Below are 19,836 nucleotides of genomic sequence, written 5' to 3'. Positions count from 1 at the left end.
AAATTCTACTCTTATGAGCCGCGCAAATCCTTGTAGGGTGCTGTTAGGCTAAGCCGTAACGCACCACAAAACAATCAATATTCACGGTGCGTTACGCCTCACGGCTAACGCACCCTACCCAATAAATAAATTCTCTTTGTACGACTGATACATAATATCCTCAAAAAACGACCGCACTTTACGCCCAAAGTTTTTCTAGTTGGTACATTTCTCTCGCTTCACGCTGCATAATGTGAACAATGGTTTGACCTAAATCCACCACAATCCAATCCGACGTATTTTTCCCTTCTTCACCAAAGGTTTCCACCCCTGCCTTTTTACATTCTGCAATTAAATTATCCGCCATTGCGGAAACCTGACGACCGGACGTGCCGGTACAAATCACCATATTTTCCGTGATCGAAGATTTCCCACGCACATCAAAATGCACAATATCCGTGCCTTTTAAATCGTCTAACTTATCCATAACAAATTCAACTAATGACATCGTTTCCCCACTTATAAAAATGCCAAACTCTACCATTGAATAACAGTAAGGACAAGAAAAAGGGAAATAAATAACCGAAGAAATCCACAAAATAAGCGAAAAATAACAAATAGAGTGCTTGTTAGAGATACCATACTCCGTACCCCGATAAATCCCGGTTCAATAATGTAACGACAACGCTAAACGCGGCAGCCGATACTTATTTAAGTGCCTTTCTCAGCCGCCCTTTTTCTCTTTCCAACAATGCTTTTGCTTCATTTTTTTCTAATCCGCTTAGAATCATCATAATCGCCAATTTTGCATTTTGTTCCGCAAGGATTAGTGTTTGCTCTGCCGTTGCTTTATTACATTCGGTCGCCTGCATCACAATACGAATAGCACGGGCTTTCAGCTTTTCGTTGCTTGCTTGCACATCAACCATTAAATTTTCATAGCATTTTCCGAGCAAAATCATTGAAGCGGTCGTAAGCATATTCAATACCAACTTTTGTGCAGTACCGGATTTTAAACGGCTTGAGCCTGTCAGCACTTCTGCGCCGACAATCGTATCAATTACAATATCCGCCGATTCTGCCATTGCAGACCGAGGATTACTCGCGATAGATACCGTTGTTGCACCAAGCTGTTTGGCATATTTTAATGCCCCTAATACATAAGGCGTACGACCGCTTGCAGCAATGCCAACCAGTACATCTTTTTCACTAAAACGAATAGCCTGTAAATCTTCTACGGCGGCAGCCGGGCTATCTTCCGCACCTTCCACCGGATAACGAATCGCCCGTTCACCGCCGGCAATAATGCCTTTTACTATTTCCCCATTCACACCGAAAGTAGGCGGACATTCTGACGCATCCAATACGCCCAATCGTCCGCTAGTGCCCGCACCGATATATATTAAACGCCCCCTTGTTGAAATGCTTTCACAATGGCTTCCACCGCTTGTGCGATGTGCGGCAATACTCGCTCAATCGCAAGAGGAACCTGTTTATCCTCCTTATTCATTAATGTAACGATTTCTAAAGCGGAAAGTTGATCGATATTCATCGAATTCGGATTACGTTGTTCTGTAATTAATGTGGAGAGCGTTTGGAGAAGTTGTTCGTTCACTGTATTTTCCTATGGAATTAAATTTATGCCGATATGCCGTTATAGCAAGGGAAAAGGACTGAGTTTCCCCCAAATGAGGGAATGAAGAAACTCAAGGTTTTGGAAAAATCGCCCCTAAACTGACCGCACTTTTAGCACCGGTGACTTCCGGTAAATTCCCAGATTGATTATATATTCGGCGGTAAGCCAACCATGCGAAAGCCGCAGCCTCTACATAATCCGAATCCATCTCAAAATCATTGGTCGTATAAATAGCCCACTGTGGCAAATGATGTTTAAGTCGCTGCATAATCAGTGCATTTTTTGCCCCACCGCCGCAAACTAACAATCGTTTTGGCAATGCTGTATCAATATTGAGGCTGTCCGAAATAGTACGAGCGGTAAATTCAGCCAATGTCGCTTGCACATCTTGCGGCAAAAGTGCGGTCGTTTTTTCCTGTGTTTTTTCAATTTTAGCCGTCAACCAAGACAAGTTAAATAGCTCCCGTCCTGTGCTTTTCGGTGCTGTTTGTCGGAAAAAAAGTTCATCTAGCAAGTTATTTAATAGGACTTCATTGACTTGCCCTGTCGCAGCCCATTCGCCGTTTTTATCATAAGAGACGCCTTGATGTTTCTCGATCCACTGATCAAGTAAGGTATTCCCCGGCCCAATATCAAAACCGATTATCGGCTGATCAGGCAGCAACAAAGAGACATTGCTGATACCGCCGATATTCAAAACTGCGGTCGCATAATTGGAATCAGAAAAAACGGCTTGATGAAATGCAGGCACTAAGGGAGCGCCTTGTCCACCCAATGCCATATCTTTACGGCGGAAATCTCCCACTGTGGTAATGCCCGTATGAGCGGCAACCAAGTTCATATCTCCAATTTGCATCGTAAAAGGAAATTTTCCTTGCGGTGAATGCCATACCGTTTGTCCATGACAACCAATGGCTTCAATGTCTTCCGCCAAAATTTGCCGTGATTGTAAAAAATTATTTACACAATTTGCATAAAGTAAGCCAAGTTGATGATCCAGCTCGCCCAATTGCTGTAAATCGGTTTTACCGGATTGCACCAGTGCCGTGATTTTTACCCGTAAATCTTCGGGCATAGGGGTGAAATCTGCGGCAATTAATTTAGGCTGAACCGGCATAAAATCCACCAATGCCACATCAACGCCATCAAGACTCGTACCGGACATTATGCCGATATAGTATTTCGCTTTCATCTTTAATTTAATACGTAAGGCAAAGGCTGAATTTCAAGGCAACTTCCGTCTTGCGGCAAACGGAACGGTTGATTGACATTCACATCGTTATTCATTACCACCTGCAGCCATAAAACATCGCTAATATTGACCGCACTTATAATCGTGCCGGTTTTGCGCCAACCGTTTTCAAGTTGCATTTCGATCTCGGTCGCAATTTCAGGTAAACTTTGGCTATTGCCTTTTAAAATAAACATTGCACGCTTATTCACACCACGGTATTTTGCACGCGCCACCGTTTCCTGCCCAATGTAGCAGCCCTTCGTAAAAGAAACCGCTTGCTCAATCGCCTGTAAATTTAACGCTTGTGGAATAAACTCATTTTGAATTTTGGCGTTTAAATTTGGAATACCGGCTTGAATATCCGCCAATTCCCATTGTTTTTCATCGCCATTAAACGTAATCGGCAAAGGAATTTCACTCAATAAAATTGCACGTTGTTCATCAATTTCTAAACTAAAGTGCGGTTGTATTTTTCCACATTTTTCACCGATCACACCTACAATTTGCCAATCCCTTAAATCAAAACTGACTTTAGAAAATACCGCATATTTTTTTAAATTATTCAATGCAATTGGTAATAAATCCTTCTTCACAAGCAGGAAAAATCGTTCGCCATTAACTTTCAACAAGCGGAAAATCGCACTCATTTTCCCTTTTGGATCACAATGAGCGGTGAGTGTGGCTGCGCCCTCTGACAACGTAACCACATCAGTGGTGAGTTGCCCTTGTAAATATTTCTCCGCCTCCTCTCCGTAAGCTTCAATAAGTTGATAATCGTTAAGTCGGATAAATTGCGCCATTTTTCCCCCTATTCTAAATTTTGAATTTGCTCACGCATTTGCTCGATAAGCACTTTCAATTCCACTGCCGAAGCCGTAATCTCCGCATTAATTGATTTGGAAGCAAGGGTGTTGGATTCTCGGTTAAGCTCTTGCATCATAAAATCTAATTTACGCCCCACAGCACCGCCTTTTTTCAAAATATTCTCGGTTTCTTTTACGTGCATTTGGAGACGATCAAGTTCTTCCGCCACATCTACCCGTTGTGCCAACAAGATCATTTCTTGTTCAACTCGTTGCGGATCAAGGCTAATTTGCGCTTCTTCAAAACGTTGTAATAAACGTTCACGCTGCCATTGTAAAACCAGTGGCATTTGGGTGCGCACTTTTTCCGCTTCAACAGAAATATTTTCCAAGCGTTGTTGAATAATCGCCTGTAATTTTTCACCTTCACGCCCCCGCATTGCAATGAAATCTTTTAAAAGCGAGTCAAAGGCTATCAATAAATCTTGGCTAATCGCATCCAAATCCTGCTCTTGCGCTTCTACCACACCGGGATAACGCAACACATCCGTTAAATTAATTTCTCCTTCGCCTGCTTGCGTTTTAATCCACTGCAAAGATTGAATCACTTGGCTCGCCAGATCTTTATTTAAATTCAGTTCTGCATTGGTTTGCTTTTTTGTTTCAATACGTAAGGAACATTCAATTTTGCCACGGGTAAGGTTTTGACGAAGTTTTTCCCGTAAGGTATTTTCCAAGCCACGAAATTGTTCCGGCAAACGGAAAAAATTTTCTAAATAACGTTGATTGACGGAACGAATTTCCCACACCGCATCGCCCCAATCCTTTTTTACTTCAAGGCGGGCGAATGCCGTCATACTGTAAATCATAAGCTCTCCTATTCTTTATTTGTCTTAGTTGATTTGTCGGCTATTGTAGCGGGAAAGTGCGGTCAATAATAGGGGCGGTTACTTATTCGTTTTGTGGTTAAAGAATATTTGTTACAAAGCGTTTACATTGTGTAAATTTTAAAATACAATCTGCGTAAATTTAACATTACACACTAAGGAAACAAATATGAACAAAACCGTTGGTAGTACATTGCTCGTCTCCGGCACGATGATTGGTGCCGGAATGTTAGCAATGCCTCTCACATCAGCCGGTATCGGTTTCGGCTTTACTTTAGCCTTATTACTTGGACTTTGGGCATTGCTCACTTTCACCGCACTTTTATTTGTAGAATTGTATCAGACAGCTGACAGTGATGCCGGGATCGGCACACTTGCCGAACAATATTTTGGTAAACTCGGGCGTATCGTAGCGACAGCCGTCTTAATTATTTTCTTATATGCCTTAATTGCCGCTTATGTAAGTGGCGGCGGTTCTTTACTAAACAGTTTATTACCGGAAGGGAGTGACAGCAAAACAAGTATTCTTTTATTCACTATCACTTTCGGCATATTTATTGTGATTGGCACACACAGTGTGGATAAAATCAATCGTGTGTTGTTCTTCGTGATGTTGGCAACCTTCGCTGTTGTGTTGGGCTTAATGCTACCGGAAATCAAAATGACCAATCTATTGGCAATGCCGATTGATAACGCCTTGATAATTTCTGCCAGCCCGGTGTTTTTCACTGCATTTGGCTTCCACGGTTCGATTCCAAGCTTGAATAAATATTTGGGCGGAAATGTAAAAGCTTTGCGTATTTCTATTTTAGTCGGCTCGGCTATTACTCTCGGCGCATACATTTTATGGCAGCTTTCTACACACGGTTTGCTAACACAAAATGCGTTCCTACAAATCTTAAAAGAAGACGCCACTTTAAATGGTTTAGTGAAGGCAACCCTTGCCATTACCGGTAGTTCGGTTATCGCAAGTGCGGTCAAATTATTCTCTACTTTGGCGTTGGTCACTTCTTTCTTAGGGGTGGGGTTAGGTTTATTAGAATGTATTGAAGATTTATTAAAACGTTCGTTTAATATTTCGGCAGGGCGAATTTCTCTTGGTTTGCTGACCTTTGTTCCTCCACTTGCATTTGCCTTATTCTATCCGGAAGGTTTTATTCTCGCTTTAGGCTATGCCGGTCAAATGTTTGCTTTTTACGCCGTAGTGTTACCGGTAAGTCTAGTGTGGAAAGCACGCCGTATTCATTCAAATCTTCCTTACCGCGTATGGGGAGGGAATATTACGCTGTTTGCCGTGTTAGTGCTTGGTGTAGTGATTACCTCCATTCCATTTGCCATTCGAGCCGGTTATCTACCGTTCGTAGTAGGTTAAAAAACACATTAAAATCTGACCGCACTTTAACGTGCGGTTATCTTTGATTTATTTCAGACAAAATAAAAGGATAACCCTCGGTTATCCTTTCTGCTTTTATAATTTAATTAATCATCCAAGAAACTGCGCAATGTTTCCGAGCGACTTGGATGACGAAGTTTACGTAAGGCTTTTGCTTCAATCTGACGAATACGCTCACGTGTCACATCAAATTGTTTTCCGACTTCTTCAAGGGTGTGATCCGTATTCATATCGATACCGAAACGCATACGTAATACTTTCGCCTCACGCGGGGTTAATCCTTCCAACACTTCGTGTGTTGCCGCTTTTAGACTTTGTGCCGTGGCTGAATCTAACGGCAACTCAAGCGTGTTATCTTCAATGAAATCACCTAAATGTGAATCGTCGTCATCACCAACCGGGGTTTCCATCGAAATCGGTTCTTTGGCAATTTTTAGCACTTTACGGATTTTATCCTCCGGCATTCCCATACGTTCCGCCAGTTCCTCCGGTGTAGCTTCACGCCCCATTTCTTGCAACATTTGACGAGAAATTCGATTTAATTTGTTAATCGTTTCAATCATATGAACAGGAATACGAATAGTGCGTGCCTGATCCGCAATGGAGCGTGTAATTGCCTGACGAATCCACCAAGTTGCATAAGTAGAGAATTTGTAACCGCGACGATATTCAAATTTATCCACCGCTTTCATCAAGCCGATATTACCTTCTTGAATTAAATCTAAGAATTGTAACCCTCTATTGGTGTACTTTTTAGCAATGGAAATCACCAAACGTAAGTTTGCTTCCACCATTTCTTTTTTCGCACGACGTGCTTTTTGCTCGCCTCGAGCCACCGCATCACAAATAGCCCGCATTTGTTGAACACTTAATTTTGAATCTTGTTCAAAGGCGACCAAGTTAGCGATAGCTTGACGAATACGCTCCTCATATTTCGGTAACCGTTTAGCCCAAGGTTTAGTCGATTTGAGCGCTTTATCTAACCAAACATCGCTACTACCGAATTTGGTAATCAGAAGCTCAAATTCATCTTTTGGCATACCGGCAATATCAATCAATACTTTTTGCAATTGACGCTCTTCACCACGAACACGCTTCATCATATTTTTCATTGAAAACACAAGCACATCAAACTGCTTTGGAACAAGACGGAACTGTTTAAAGATCTCACCCAATACGGCAATTTGCGCTTGCGCTTTTTTATGATCACGACCATGTTTTTCAATCGCTTCAAGGGTCTTGATATGTTGATCTTTTAATTGGGTGAATTTCTCACGGGCGACTTCGGGATCAATGCTATTGTCAGAATCTCCGCTGTCATCAGAACCCGATTCACTATCCTCTTCTTCGTTTTCGTTATCATCCACATCCGCCGCAGAATCAAGCTCTTCGTCATCTTCATCAAAATCATCGGATAATTCCGCCTCTTCTTCCGAAACCACATTCGGATCAACAAAGCCTGTTATAAGATCGGCTAAACGAACATTTCCTTCCTCTACTTGTTCATATTGCGCAAGCAAATCGCTTAGCGCTTCCGGATAAGCGGCAATGGAGGTTTGAACTTCATCAATCCCTTCTTCAATACGTTTAGCGATACTGATTTCATCTTCACGAGTAAGCAAATCAACGGTACCCATTTCGCGCATATACATCCGCACAGGATCCGTTGTACGACCGATTTCGGATTCAACATTAGAAAGAATTTGAGTCGCTTCTTCTACGGCATCTTCATCCGGAATCGTCTCGTTTAACATCATATCATCGCTTTCCGGTGCTTCATCTAACACCGGAATACCTGCATCATTTTGCAAAGTTTGCAGGAGCTTATCGTAGTATTCCGGATCGATAACATCTTCCGGAAGTAAGTCATTGATTTCGGCATAAGTTAAATAACCCTGCGTACGTCCTAATTCCATCAGTTGTTCTATTTGCTCTGAATATTGTTCAGCGGTAGATTGTTGATTTTGTTCCATTTTTATACCCGTGTCGCGTTAATTTGTGAGGATACATTTTTCGCTTGAGCGAGAAATTCTATCATTGTTACTATGGATTAACTAACTGTTTTTTCTGTTCCTCTTTGCTGGTAATCAGCATAACAAGTACTTGTCTTTCCTGTTCTGTTAATCCTGCGGATCGTTCTTTAGCAATGAGCATTTCAATATCGCGCTCAATGGCTTGAATATTCAATCGGCGATAATTTTGTGAAAAGGCATTGATAATTTCGGTGTCGTCCAGTAAATGCTCCCAAGTTGCAAGAATTTCAAGGGGGCGACGATATTCCGTATCACGAAAATATTCTAAAATTTGTCCGGTGGTAATGCCTTCGCGCTCACGACAAAGTGCGGTCAATTTTTCCAATAAATCATAGCCTGCCTCTGCCCGCAACGCCGTAAGCCCGGCTTCTGTAATACGATTCACCAAGTGCGTGTTTTGCAAGAGTAAAGAAATCACCACCCGCATCGGTGTTTGCTTCATTTTTGGCTGCGAATCAGCACGTGGAGATACTTTATTCCCGGCTTGTTTTGGGATGAGACTTTCTAACTGCGATTCATCAAAAATCCCCAATTTTTGCGCTAAAATATTACGCAATGACAAACGCAAAGCATTACCCGGAATTTGTTGAATTAAGGGGGCTGCAAGGGCAACTAATTTACCCCGCCCCTCTTTTGTGGAAAAATCCACTTGAGGATTTAAATGCGCAAAAAGAAATTCAGACAGTGACTGCGCACTTTCAATATATTCTTCAAATTTTTCTTTTCCATATTGACGAATATAGGTATCGGGATCTTCTCCATCAGGCAAGAAAATAAATTTAATTTGCCGACCGTCTTCCAAATAAGGTAAAGCATTTTCCAAAGCACGCCATGCTGCATCACGCCCTGCACGATCCCCATCGTAGCAGCAAATCACTTGCTCGGTAGAACGGAAAAGAAGTTGAATTTGCTCCGAAGTCGTTGAAGTACCGAGTGATGCGACGGCATAATCCACACCGAATTGCGCCAATGCAACCACGTCCATATACCCTTCAACCACAAGCAATTTTGCCGGTTCATCGTTTGCTTGCAAGGCTTCGTATAAGCCGTAAAGTTCTTTCCCTTTGTGATAAGTAACGGTTTCCGGTGAATTTAAATATTTCGGTTTTTCATCGCCCAATACACGTCCGCCGAATGCCACTGTGCGTCCACGTTTATCCCGAATGGGAAACATAATCCGATGACGGAATTTATCGTAAATATTTCCACGTTCGTTGCGCGAAAGCATACCGAGATCAAACAATTTTTGCTGTTCTTCACGGTTTACACCAAACTTGCGTAATATCGTATCCATCGCATTTGGTACGAAACCGATTTGAAAACGTGCAATAATTTCCGGTGAAAGCCCCCGTTGTTGGACATAGCTTTGTGCCGGTACATTCAAAGGCAACTGAGTTTGATAGAACGAAGCGATTGCTTGCATTAGCTCATACAAATTACGCTTTGTTTGATAACTGGCTTGTGGTTTTCCACTACTATTCTCTCGTTTTTCATAAGGCACTTCCAATCCTACCATTGCAGCAAGCTCTTCAATCGCCTCAACAAATTCAAGTTTGTCATAATCCATTAAAAAAGAAATGGCATTACCGTGTGCACCGCAACCGAAACAATGATAAAACTGTTTTTTTTCACTCACCGTGAAAGAAGGTGTTTTTTCGTGGTGAAAAGGGCAACAAGCTTGATAATCCCGCCCGGCCTTTTTGAGTTTCACACGTGAATTGATCACATCAATAATATTGGATTTTGTCAGCAAATCATCAATAAACGGGCGTGGAATTAAGCCTTTCATTGCCTTTGCCTCCTAAATATGACGGTGAAAGTGCGGTTATTTTGATGTGAATTTCAAAGCAACAAAACCGTGATACCAAAGGAACCACGGTTTGTGTAAACTCGAGTTAAAAAATACTACAAATTAATATAAACGGGTATTACGCGCATTTTCACGAGCGTTACGTTTAGCGTGACGTTTCGCAAGCGTTGCATTTTCACGTTTACGGATTGTAGTTGGTTTTTCATAGAATTCACGAGCGCGAACTTCTGCCAAAATACCGGCTTTTTCGCAAGAGCGTTTGAAACGACGTAAAGCTACGTCAAATGATTCGTTTTCACGTACTTTAATTACAGGCATAAGCCAATCACCTCAATGAGTTTAATTTAATTGCAATTTAAAATTTTTATTTCTGCCAATAAAAATGGCAAATCCAACAAAGGTCGCAATTCTAATCTACTTTTAGGGTAAAAGTAAAGAATAGAATGCGTAATTAGCCCCGATATTTGTGGTTTCAACTGGTTAAAACCAAGTAAACAAGGTAAAATTGCGCCTCATTTTAGAAACTAAATTGAGAAAATCAATGAAAATCTTAGGAATTGAAACCTCGTGCGATGAAACGGGCGTGGCAATTTATGATGAAGAAAAAGGCTTGGTTGCGAACCAGCTTTATACTCAAATTGCACTGCACGCGGATTACGGTGGCGTTGTTCCGGAGCTTGCTTCACGCGATCATATTCGCAAAACCGCACCATTAATTCAGGCGGCACTGAAAGAAGCGAACCTTACCGCCAAAGATATTGACGGTGTAGCTTACACCAGCGGCCCCGGGCTTGTCGGCGCATTATTGGTTGGCTCCACTATTGCACGTTCTCTTGCTTACGCATGGAATGTGCCTGCAATCGGTATTCACCATATGGAAGGGCATTTACTTGCCCCAATGCTTGCAGAAAATCGACCGCACTTTCCTTTTATTGCTCTATTGGTATCCGGCGGACATACTCAATTGGTACGTGTAGATGCCGTGGGAAAATATGAAGTGATCGGAGAATCGATTGATGATGCCGCCGGTGAAGCCTTTGATAAAACGGCAAAGCTACTCGGATTAGATTATCCGGGCGGTGCGGCACTCTCTCGTCTTGCCGAAAAAGGTTCACCGAATCGTTTTACTTTTCCACGACCAATGACGGATAGACCGGGGCTTGATTTCAGTTTTTCGGGTTTAAAAACCTTTGCCGCCAACACGGTGAATCAAGCCATCAAAGCAGAAGGCAAATTAGCCGAACAAACCAAATCCGATATTGCTTATGCTTTCCAAGATGCGGTGATCGACACTCTTGCAATCAAATGTAAACGCGCTTTAAAAGAAACCGGTTATAAGCGTTTAGTAATTGCAGGCGGAGTAAGCGCAAATAAAAAATTACGCGAAACCTTAGCCCAAATGATGCAAAATTTAGGTGGCGAAGTTTTTTATCCGCCGCCGCAATTTTGCACTGATAACGGCGCAATGATTGCTTACACCGGTTTTTTACGTTTAAAACAAGGTCAACATTCAGGGCTAGCAATTGAAGTAAAACCACGTTGGCCAATGACAGAACTCCCTACAATTTAAGGAATAAAGATGAAAGATGCCAAATTTCAAGCAATGCGTGCCGCCGGTATCGCCTGCTTTATCGTATTAATCGTGATTGGTGTTTGGATTTTTACTACGCCAAGCGATGAAATTGTCAATTTACTGACTTTAGCCGGACAACAAATCGGAGGTGGCACGACTTACGGTGCATTTTTGCTTTCCGCATTGCCTCCAATCACAGGATTTATCGCTTATCACATTTGGAAATGGATCAATAAATAATGGCAAAGTTGTATTTTTATCATTCCACAATGAATGCGGGTAAATCCACTACCCTACTGCAATCCTCTTATAACTACCGTGAACGCAATATGAACACGATGGTTTATACCGCCGCGATTGACGATCGTTTTGGGGTTGGAAAAGTTACTTCTCGTATTGGGATTTCTCAAGAAGCCAATTTATTCAACGCCGAAACCAATTTATTTGATGAAATCAGCCAACATTTACGGCAAGAAAAAATTCATTGCATATTGGTGGACGAAGCCCAATTCCTCACAAAACGGCAAGTCTATCAACTGACGGATGTGGTTGATAAATTGAATATCCCCGTACTGTGCTACGGTTTACGTACCGATTTCCAAGCCGAACTCTTTGAAGGCAGCAAATACCTACTCGCCTGGGCGGATCAATTGGAAGAACTAAAAACCATTTGCTATTGTGGACGTAAAGCAAATTTTGTACTTCGCCTTAATGAAAAAGGTGAAGTCATTAAGGAAGGAGAGCAAATCCAAATCGGCGGAAATGACTCTTACCTCTCCGTTTGTCGCTATCATTACAAAGAAAAGTGCGGTCAGATTTAACGTTATTTTTTAATTCAAACACAACATAAGGACAATTTTATGCTAAAAAACAAAACCTTTGGGAGTGCCTTGATTATTGCCGGTACAACAATCGGTGCGGGTATGTTGGCAATGCCTTTAACTTCCGCCGGAATGGGATTCGGCTATACCGTGCTATTACTTATCGGGCTTTGGATGCTGCTTGTTTATAGCGGTTTACTTTTTGTCGAAGTCTATCAAACAGCCGATCAGCTTAATGACGGTGTTGCCACACTGGCGGAAAAATACTTCGGCGTGCCGGGACGTGTCCTTTCTACACTAAGTTTATTGATCTTACTTTATGCGCTTTCTGCCGCCTATATTACAGGGGGCGGATCATTACTTTCAGGCTTACCGACCGCTTTCGGAATGGAAGCGATTTCTCTTAAAACAGCCATTATTGTCTTTACTGTCGTACTAGGTTCCTTTGTCGTTATCGGTACAAAAGGAGTGGACGGCATTACCCGCCTCTTATTTATCGGCAAATTAATCGCCTTTGCTTTCGTGCTATTTATGATGCTGCCAAAAGTGGCAACAAATAACTTAATGGCATTGCCGCTGAACTATGCTTTTGTCATATCCGCCGCACCTATTTTCTTCACCTCTTTTGGATTCCACGTCATTATGGCAAGTGTGAATAGTTACTTAGAGGGAAGTGTTGAAAAATTCCGCCGTGCAATCTTAATCGGCACGGCAATTCCACTTGCTGCCTATTTAGTATGGCAACTGGCGACCCACGGCGTGTTAAGTCAAAGTGAATTTATCCGTATTTTACAAGCGGAGCCGACATTAAACGGCTTAGTAAATGCCGTACGTGAAATCACCGGTTCTAACCTATTGGGTGAAATCGTACGCATTTTTTCTTCACTTGCCTTAATCACCTCATTTCTCGGCGTGATGTTAGGTGTATTTGAAGGATTAGGTGATTTATTTAAACGCTATCACCTACCGAATAATCGCCTTTCACTTACCGTTGCCGCATTTCTACCGCCGTTAGTCTTTGCACTATTCTATCCGGAAGGTTTTATCACCGCATTAAGTTATGCCGGTTTGCTTTGCGCATTCTACTGTTTAATCTTACCAATCGGTTTGGCATGGCGTACCCGTAAAACCAACCCAAATCTTCCTTACCGCGTTATCGGCGGAAACACCGCATTAGTCATTGCATTAATCGTCGGCATAGCAATTATGATTATCCCTTTCTTAATTCAAACTGGCTACTTACCGGCTGTTGCAGGCTAAAGTGCGGTTGATTTCAGAGGATTTTTAAGCATTAAAAAAGGGAAACACCTAAATAGTGTTTCCCTTATATATTTTGTATAGCTTTTTCCCAATATAAAAACCCCGCCATTCGGCAGGGTTTTCAAGCAGTTCCAAGTTATTTTGTACCTGGAATTTTGAAACGGCTGTTGAAGCGTTCAACACGACCGCCGGTATCTACAACACGTTGTTTACCGGTGTAGAACGGGTGGCAATTACTACACACATCAAGGTTGATGTCTTTGCCTAAAGTTGAACGAGTTTTAATTACATTACCGCAAGAACAAGTTGCAGTGATTTCTTTATATTCAGGATGAATACCTTGTTTCATAGAAAACCTCAAAACGAAGCCACGCCGCTATAAGAACTTTCTCCTTACACCGCGTGAGTGAATAATACGCCATAATTGGCACCAAATAGGTCGCAGATTATACTGAAAAAACAAAGATAAACAAGCCCCATTTTCGTGTAAAATTACCGCCGTTTTTAACCGCACTTTTTATTTATTCAGGAAAGTTATGCTAGCAAAATCCTCACCTCACGCTCCTTTTGCCCACGCCGTACTGGAATGGTATGACAAATTCGGACGTAAACACCTACCTTGGCAACAAAATAAAACCCTTTATGGCGTGTGGCTTTCTGAAGTGATGTTACAACAAACTCAAGTCGCTACGGTGATCCCTTATTTTGAGCGGTTTACCAAAACATTTCCAAATATCACCGCCCTTGCCAATGCCTCACAAGATGAAGTTCTACATTTGTGGACTGGTTTAGGCTACTATGCGCGCGCACGAAATTTGCACAAAGCGGCACAAAAAGTGAGAGATGAATTTAATGGAAATTTTCCAACAAATTTTGAACATGTTTGGGCATTACCGGGGGTTGGCCGTTCTACCGCAGGTGCTATTTTGTCTTCAGTGTTAAATCAGCCGTATCCTATTTTAGACGGTAATGTAAAACGTGTATTAACGCGTTACTTCACGGTGGAAGGCTGGACGGGAGAGAAAAAAGTAGAAAACCATTTGTGGACTTTAACAGAACAAGTCACCCCTACAGAACGTGTGGCGGATTTCAATCAAGCAATGATGGATATTGGTGCAATGGTTTGCACACGCTCCAACCCCAAGTGTGAATTTTGTCCATTGCAAATAAATTGTTTGGCATATAAAAATGGGAATTGGGCGTTGTTTCCCACTAAAAAGCCGAAAAAAACAATGCCGGAAAAAGAAACCTATTTTCTGATATTGTCTCAACAAGGCAAAGTGTGGTTAGAGCAACGTGAAAGTTCCGGCTTGTGGGGCGGATTATTTTGTTTTCCTCAATTTAATTCAAAGGAAGATCTATTGTCTTACTTGGAGGAAGAAAACATATCTTATTATCAAGAATGGGCAAGTTTTCGTCATACGTTCAGCCATTTTCACTTAGACATTCACCCTGTTTATGCGGAAATCGGTGCTTCATCAAAACAGGAACAAGCCAATTTAGATTGGCGTAAAGTGAGGGAAAAAACAAAAGAATATAAACCTAATCTATCAAGTGCGGTCAAATATTGGTATGATCCTGCAAATCCTGAGCAGATTGGTTTGGCTCAACCTGTGAAAAATTTATTAATACAATTCGTAAGGAATAATTATGGCAAGAATGATATTTTGTGAGTTTCTTAAAAAAGAAGCGGAAGGCTTGGATTTTCAACTTTATCCGGGTGAATTGGGTAAACGAATTTTTGATTCAATCAGTAAACAAGCTTGGGGCGAATGGATAAAAAAACAAACGATGCTTGTGAATGAGAAAAAACTCAATATGATGAACGCAGAACATCGCAAATTACTTGAGCAAGAAATGGTGAATTTTTTGTTTGAAGGTAAAGATGTACATATTGAAGGCTATGTTCCTCCGTCAAATTAATCGGCAGTAAAATAATGAAAAAGTATTTATTGTTGGCATTATTGCCATTTCTGTATGCTTGTAGCGACTCTCCGAATCGCAATCGCGGTATTAATTTTGATGAAGTATTTGCAAAAGATACGCAGGGTTTGGATATTCTCACCGGACAATTCTCTCATAATATTGACCGCATTTGGGGGGTGAACGAATTACTTGTGGCAAGCCGTAAAGATTACGTGAAATATACGGATTCTTTCTATACCCGCAGCCACGTGAGTTTCGATGAAGGCAACATTGTGATCGAAACTCAAAAAGATTTGAATCGCTTGCATAATGCGATTGTGCATACTTTGCTGATGGGTTCAGATGCGAAAGGGATTGATTTATTCGCCTCCGGAGATGTGCCGATTAGTACGCGCCCATTTCTTTTAGGACAGGTGATTGATAATAACGGCCGGCAAATCGCCAATCAATTTATTGCAGGAAATTTCGCTACATATTTAATCCAAAATAAATTACAAACCCGCCGTTTGCAAAACGGTAATATGGTGCAATTCGTTACGATACCGATGATTGCAAACCACGTGGAAGTGCGTGCACAAAAATACATTCCATTAATACGCAAAGCCGCACGCCGTTACGGCATTGATGAAAGTTTGATCTTGGGCATAATGCAAACCGAATCCAGTTTTAACCCTTATGCAATCAGCTATGCCAACGCAATCGGTTTAATGCAGGTCGTTCCACATACGGCAGGCCGTGATATCTTTGCGATGAAAGGAAAAAGCGGACAACCTTCCGCCCGCTATTTATATGATCCGGCAAATAATATTGATGCCGGCGTATCCTATTTATGGATTCTGCAAAATCAATATTTAAACGGTATAACCAATCCGACATCTAAACGTTTTGCGATGATTTCAGCCTATAACAGTGGGGCTGGAGCAGTATTGCGTGTGTTTGATAACGATAAAGATGAAGCGATTTACAAAATCAATCAAATGTATCCGGAGCAGGTTTATCGAATCCTAACAACGGCACATCCATCATCTCAAGCAAGAAATTACTTGCTAAAAGTAGATCAAGCACAGAAAAAATTCCGAGTAAGACGGTAATTTTTAGAAAGATGAAAATCCAATCTCCGAAGAAATTTCTTCGGAGATTTTCTTAAAAAAGTGCGGTTATTTTTAGTGACCTTTAGAAAATTCGCTCTTTTTATCATCACTTTGATTATTAACCGTTCAAACACACTAATTTTTTCACTTTTTTTAAATTTAGTTGTTGACCGACAATCGAAAAAATAGTTTAATACGCCCCGTTGTCAGGCAGTAGCCAATAACGATAACGCCTCGATAGCTCAGTCGGTAGAGCAGGGGATTGAAAATCCCCGTGTCGGTGGTTCGATTCCGCCTCGAGGCACCATTCAAATCTACTCCTCCTTAGTTCAGTCGGTAGAACGGTGGACTGTTAATCCATATGTCGCTGGTTCAAGTCCAGCAGGAGGAGCCAAATTAGTTTCCTATCAAAAAAAATCATTAGTCTTCATTAAAAATTAAATCTCCTGTAAAAGCCACTACTTAATTAACCTTATCTCTTAGCTAAGAGAGTATCAAAATGGTAAATCAAAAATTCTCCCGTTCTTATATTGTCATTACTATCGTTTTTCTTCCCCGTTTATCGACATAGCAGGCTTGAGGAAATGGATCGCTATGTCCAAGAAAGATTAGAGCAATATGGCAAAAATGCTAGAATGAATGTGGAATTAACCCGTTGTAAATAGGGAAAGGTGGCTTTTCATTACAAATGATTGAATTTTAATAATAAACTAATTCCTATTTAGATCAAAAATCGTATATAGTTTTACTTACTTAAATATAAGGTAACACAATGGCTGAACTAACCATAAATGATATTGCTAAATTAGCAGGGGTAGGGAAATCAACCGTTTCTCGTGTGCTAAATCAAGACCATAGGGTTAGTGAAGCAACTCGCCGCAAGGTGGAGAAAGTGATAGAGGACGTTCAATTTCAACCCTCTAAATCTGCGCGAGCCATGCGGGGCTTACGTGGGTATTCTGTGGGGATTATTGTATCTCGCCTATCATCAACTTCGGAAAATCAGGCGTTGGCGACAATATTACCGCTACTCTATGCCAACCAATGTGAGCCTATTATAGTGGAAAGCCAATTTGATACTCATTTAGTAGAGGAACATTTGGCATTCTTTGCTCAACGCAAGGTTGATGGTGTCATTTTATTTGCCTTTTCCGAACTCGATGAGCAGCTGTTAAAGTCTTGGCGACAAAAAATGGTGGTGATTGCCCGAAGATATGAACAAATTTCCTCGGTTTATTATGATGATACGGCAGCAATTAATTTGCTAATGGCTCATCTTTATCAGTGTGGTCATCGCCATATTGCTTATCTCGGCGTGCAAGATAGCGATATCACAACAGGATTTAATCGTCATCAAGCCTATTTACAAAATTGTGCAAAATATCATATTTCTCCTTGTTCTCTTCAAGGTAATTTGGATTATACATGGGCATATGAGAACGTAAGTGCGGTACTTTCCGAGTCAATTTCGGCATTAATTTGCGCCACCGATAATCTTGCCATTGGCGCGGTGAAATATTTACAAGAGCAAAAACAAGCATCTATTCAAGTATGTGGGATCGGCAACAATACTCTACTACGTTTCCTATTCCCGAAAGTGATCAGTATTGATTTAGGTTTTTCTACTGCCGGTAAATTAGCGGTAACACAATTATTTGCTTTGCTAAATCAGCAACCGATTCAACATTTCTGCCCTGAATGCTATTTAATTCAGAATTAATTTTTATCTGATTTTCTCTTTTTAAATTGACAATTTTGACTCATATTACCTCAAAAATGGGAACGTTCCCATTGATTATTTTTTAGCTTACTTTATAATCAATACAATTTTATCATCCTAAAAGGAACTGCAAATGGCAAAGCAAAAACTCGATCCACAAAATGTGGATAAATTAATTGAATTAATTGGTGGATGTGAAAATATTACAACCGTAACCCATTGTATTACTCGCTTACGTTTTGTCTTGGCAGATGAAGCCAAAGCAAAAAAAGCCGAAATTGAGGCTTTGCCAATGGTAAAAGCGGTTATCCAAACAGGCGGGCAATATCAAATCATTATCGGGCAAGAAGTGAGCGATTATTACAAGGTATTGTTGCAAAAAACAGGCTTGGCGAGCGTAGATAAAGAGCAAGTGAAAGCAGCAGCTCGCCAAAATCAAAAGTGGTATGAAAGCCTCATTTCCCATATGGCGGATATTTTTATCCCATTATTACCTGCTTTAATCAGCGGTGGGTTGATTTTAGGTTTCCGCAATGTGATTGGCGATATTGCAATGATTGACGGCAAAACTCTCACTCAAGTCAGTCCATTTTGGAATAGCGTTCATAGTTTCTTATGGTTGATTGGCGAAGCCATTTTCCATTTCTTACCAGTAGGAATTTGTTGGTCAATTGCTCGTAAAATGGGAACTTCACCAATTTTAGGAATTGTCTTAGGACTCACCCTCGTTTCTCCACAATTAATGAATTCTTACGCTTTGGGTTCACAGTTACCAGAGGCTTGGAATTTTGGTTTCTTTAGCATTGAAAAAGTGGGTTATCAAGCTCAAGTGATCCCAGCAATTATAGCAGGTTTAGCATTATCTTATATTGAACGCTTGTTAAATAAAATCGTGCCTGATTTCTTAAATTTAATTATTGTGCCAGTGGTGTCTATTATTTTAGCGGTGTTCCTTGCACATACGATTATTGGCCCTATCGGACGTGAAATAGGTAATGGTGTTGCTTTTGTCGTGAAAAATGCAATGACAGGGGATTTTGCTCCAATTGGTGCGGCATTATTTGGCTTTTTATATGCTCCTCTGGTGGTTACAGGCGTACACCAAACTTCATTGGCGATTGATATGCAAATGATCCAAAGCATTGGTGGTACACCAGTATGGCCTTTAATTGCCTTATCTAATATTGCTCAAGCCTCAGCGGCCGTGGCAATTATTATAATGAATAAAACCGCTAAAGTTCGTGAAGTGGCAGTACCAGCGGCATTATCCGCTTATCTTGGCGTAACTGAGCCTGCAATGTATGGGATTAACTTAAAATATCGTTTTCCAATGTTATGTGCAATGATTGGCTCTGCTTGTGCAGGGTTAATCTGTGGGTTAGCAGGTGTATTAGCGGGAAGTATTGGTGTGGGCGGTTTGCCTGGAATTTTATCTATTCAACATCAATTCTGGGGAACCTTTGCCCTAGCAATGTTAGTGGCGATCCTTGTGCCTATCCTATTAACAATGATTGTTTATAAACATAAAGCCTCAAAAGGCGAGATTGCTTAATTGCTAAAAATAACCTAAAACAAACGCTTATTTGAAACTAATGCGACAAATCAAATAGGCGTTTTTAAATTCAACTCGAAAATAGCGTGTTATGTGATCGTTGTACGAATCGAAGTAG

18 protein-coding genes, 2 tRNA genes and 1 pseudogene are annotated in these 19,836 nt (G+C 41.1%); 12 read left to right on the top strand and 9 right to left on the bottom strand.

From position 1 onward, the window contains the following. Positions 1-178: 178 nt before the first annotated feature. From rsfS to HEMROJRC1_RS07460, 5 genes and pseudogenes are all read right to left on the bottom strand, one after another. Entirely contained in the window at positions 179-487 is a 309-nt protein-coding gene (gene rsfS / locus HEMROJRC1_RS07480) for a ribosome silencing factor (protein ID WP_226692327.1), read from the bottom strand. A gap of 199 nt (positions 488-686) precedes the next feature. Continuing rightward, positions 687-1,531 (bottom strand): annotated as a pseudogene (gene murQ / locus HEMROJRC1_RS07475) (N-acetylmuramic acid 6-phosphate etherase). A gap of 154 nt (positions 1,532-1,685) precedes the next feature. Then, positions 1,686-2,807 carry an anhydro-N-acetylmuramic acid kinase gene (locus HEMROJRC1_RS07470; protein ID WP_226692326.1) on the bottom strand — a complete coding sequence of 374 codons (1,122 nt, stop codon included), beginning with the start codon at positions 2,805-2,807 and terminating at the stop codon, positions 1,686-1,688. Between the two features lie 2 nt (positions 2,808-2,809). After that, on the bottom strand, positions 2,810-3,649 hold the full coding sequence (locus HEMROJRC1_RS07465; RefSeq protein ID WP_226692325.1) for a folate-binding protein YgfZ: 840 nt from the start codon (positions 3,647-3,649) through the stop codon (positions 2,810-2,812). Positions 3,650-3,657: 8 nt separating this feature from the next. Continuing rightward, entirely contained in the window at positions 3,658-4,521 is an 864-nt protein-coding gene (locus tag HEMROJRC1_RS07460; protein ID WP_226692324.1) for a YicC/YloC family endoribonuclease, read from the bottom strand. A 187-nt stretch (positions 4,522-4,708) separates the two neighbouring features. Between HEMROJRC1_RS07460 and HEMROJRC1_RS07455 the strand changes: the two genes are divergently transcribed. Then, a complete protein-coding gene (locus HEMROJRC1_RS07455) occupies positions 4,709-5,911 on the top strand; it encodes an aromatic amino acid transport family protein (protein ID WP_226692323.1) in 1,203 nt (400 codons plus the stop codon). Positions 5,912-6,018: 107 nt separating this feature from the next. Here the strand turns inward: HEMROJRC1_RS07455 and rpoD are convergent, their stop codons facing one another. The 3 genes from rpoD to rpsU all read right to left on the bottom strand — a co-directional run bounded on the left by rpoD (position 6,019) and on the right by rpsU (position 10,093). Continuing rightward, the gene (gene rpoD, locus HEMROJRC1_RS07450) at positions 6,019-7,905 is read right to left on the bottom strand and encodes an RNA polymerase sigma factor RpoD (RefSeq protein ID WP_226692322.1); all 1,887 of its coding nucleotides are present in this window, start codon (positions 7,903-7,905) and stop codon (positions 6,019-6,021) included. Between the two features lie 70 nt (positions 7,906-7,975). Then, positions 7,976-9,754, bottom strand: coding sequence for a DNA primase (gene dnaG, locus HEMROJRC1_RS07445; protein WP_226692321.1), 1,779 nt, complete (start codon positions 9,752-9,754; stop codon positions 7,976-7,978). Positions 9,755-9,877: 123 nt separating this feature from the next. After that, positions 9,878-10,093: a 30S ribosomal protein S21 gene (rpsU, locus tag HEMROJRC1_RS07440; RefSeq protein WP_005627632.1), complete on the bottom strand. Its 216-nt coding sequence runs from the start codon at positions 10,091-10,093 to the stop codon at positions 9,878-9,880. 223 nt (positions 10,094-10,316) lie between these two features. On the opposite strand from rpsU, the gene tsaD reads away from it, so the two are divergent. Genes tsaD through HEMROJRC1_RS07420 form a run of 4 tightly spaced genes read left to right on the top strand, consistent with a single transcriptional unit; the run spans position 10,317 to position 13,429 of the window. Next, on the top strand, positions 10,317-11,345 hold the full coding sequence (tsaD, locus tag HEMROJRC1_RS07435) for a tRNA (adenosine(37)-N6)-threonylcarbamoyltransferase complex transferase subunit TsaD (protein WP_226692320.1): 1,029 nt from the start codon (positions 10,317-10,319) through the stop codon (positions 11,343-11,345). Between the two features lie 9 nt (positions 11,346-11,354). Beyond that, complete coding sequence (locus HEMROJRC1_RS07430) at positions 11,355-11,588, top strand: hypothetical protein (RefSeq protein WP_226692319.1); 234 nt, start codon at positions 11,355-11,357, stop codon at positions 11,586-11,588. Continuing rightward, positions 11,588-12,169 (top strand): thymidine kinase, encoded by a 582-nt coding sequence (locus tag HEMROJRC1_RS07425; RefSeq protein ID WP_226692318.1) that lies wholly within the window; start codon positions 11,588-11,590, stop codon positions 12,167-12,169. Before HEMROJRC1_RS07430 ends, HEMROJRC1_RS07425 begins: the two co-directional genes overlap by 1 nt. A gap of 39 nt (positions 12,170-12,208) precedes the next feature. Next, positions 12,209-13,429, top strand: coding sequence for an aromatic amino acid transport family protein (locus HEMROJRC1_RS07420; protein WP_226692317.1), 1,221 nt, complete (start codon positions 12,209-12,211; stop codon positions 13,427-13,429). A gap of 136 nt (positions 13,430-13,565) precedes the next feature. Here HEMROJRC1_RS07420 and rpmE read toward each other — a convergent pair whose 3' ends face one another. Then, on the bottom strand, positions 13,566-13,778 hold the full coding sequence (rpmE, locus tag HEMROJRC1_RS07415; RefSeq protein ID WP_194811447.1) for a 50S ribosomal protein L31: 213 nt from the start codon (positions 13,776-13,778) through the stop codon (positions 13,566-13,568). A 187-nt stretch (positions 13,779-13,965) separates the two neighbouring features. Here rpmE and mutY point away from each other — a divergent pair, with 187 nt between their 5' ends. The 7 genes from mutY (at position 13,966) to treB (ending at position 19,718) form a co-directional block, all read left to right on the top strand. Further along, entirely contained in the window at positions 13,966-15,102 is a 1,137-nt protein-coding gene (gene mutY, locus HEMROJRC1_RS07410) for an A/G-specific adenine glycosylase (protein ID WP_226692316.1), read from the top strand. Then, a complete protein-coding gene (locus tag HEMROJRC1_RS07405; protein WP_194811445.1) occupies positions 15,080-15,352 on the top strand; it encodes an oxidative damage protection protein in 273 nt (90 codons plus the stop codon). The genes mutY and HEMROJRC1_RS07405 overlap by 23 nt, the downstream gene beginning before the upstream one ends. Positions 15,353-15,366: 14 nt before the next feature. Continuing rightward, positions 15,367-16,446 (top strand): membrane-bound lytic murein transglycosylase MltC, encoded by a 1,080-nt coding sequence (gene mltC, locus HEMROJRC1_RS07400; protein WP_226692315.1) that lies wholly within the window; start codon positions 15,367-15,369, stop codon positions 16,444-16,446. Positions 16,447-16,677: 231 nt separating this feature from the next. Beyond that, positions 16,678-16,753, top strand: a tRNA-Phe gene (locus tag HEMROJRC1_RS07395). 11 nt (positions 16,754-16,764) lie between these two features. Next, positions 16,765-16,840 (top strand) — tRNA-Asn (locus HEMROJRC1_RS07390). 378 nt (positions 16,841-17,218) lie between these two features. Beyond that, positions 17,219-18,166, top strand: a complete 948-nt coding sequence (treR, locus tag HEMROJRC1_RS07385; protein ID WP_226692314.1) for a trehalose operon repressor TreR — start codon at positions 17,219-17,221, stop codon at positions 18,164-18,166. A 133-nt stretch (positions 18,167-18,299) separates the two neighbouring features. Beyond that, positions 18,300-19,718, top strand: a complete 1,419-nt coding sequence (gene treB / locus HEMROJRC1_RS07380; protein WP_226692313.1) for a PTS trehalose transporter subunit IIBC — start codon at positions 18,300-18,302, stop codon at positions 19,716-19,718. Positions 19,719-19,836: the final 118 nt, after the last annotated feature.

Origin of the sequence: Rodentibacter sp. JRC1 (assembly GCF_020521555.1) — a bacterium.
In the GTDB taxonomy this organism is placed as follows: Bacteria; Pseudomonadota; Gammaproteobacteria; order Enterobacterales; family Pasteurellaceae; genus Rodentibacter; species Rodentibacter abscessus.
The sequence above is the reverse complement of the archived record's forward strand: the minus strand, read 5'-3'. Positions and strand labels throughout refer to the sequence as shown.